Annotated in this window: 3 tRNA genes; all 3 read right to left on the reverse strand. The window is 47.0% G+C overall.

Annotated elements, in window-relative coordinates:
* Positions 1-75 (reverse strand) — tRNA-Gln (locus EW028_RS24490).
* Positions 76-84: 9 nt separating this feature from the next.
* Positions 85-160, reverse strand: a tRNA-His gene (locus EW028_RS24495).
* A gap of 48 nt (positions 161-208) precedes the next feature.
* A tRNA-Trp gene (locus EW028_RS24500) sits at positions 209-282 on the reverse strand.
* Between the last annotated feature and the right edge of the window lie 3 nt (positions 283-285).

Here is a 285-nt window from a genome sequence, read left to right on the forward strand (position 1 = left end):
TGGCTGGGGTACTAGGATTCGAACCTAGGCATGACGGAATCAAAATCCGTTGCCTTACCGCTTGGCTATACCCCAATTTTAAAATGGGGCGACTGATGGGAATCGAACCCACGAATGTCGGAACCACAATCCGATGCGTTAACCACTTCGCCACAATCGCCACTATATAGATTATATTAGCTGTATTATGAACGAGTACCTCAATACCTGGCAGGGGCAGTAGGAATCGAACCCACACCAAAGGTTTTGGAGACCTCTATTCTACCGTTGAACTATGCCCCTAAA

Source organism: Lysinibacillus sp. OL1, assembly GCF_004332175.1.
Lineage (GTDB): Bacteria > Bacillota > Bacilli > Bacillales_A > Planococcaceae > Lysinibacillus > Lysinibacillus capsici.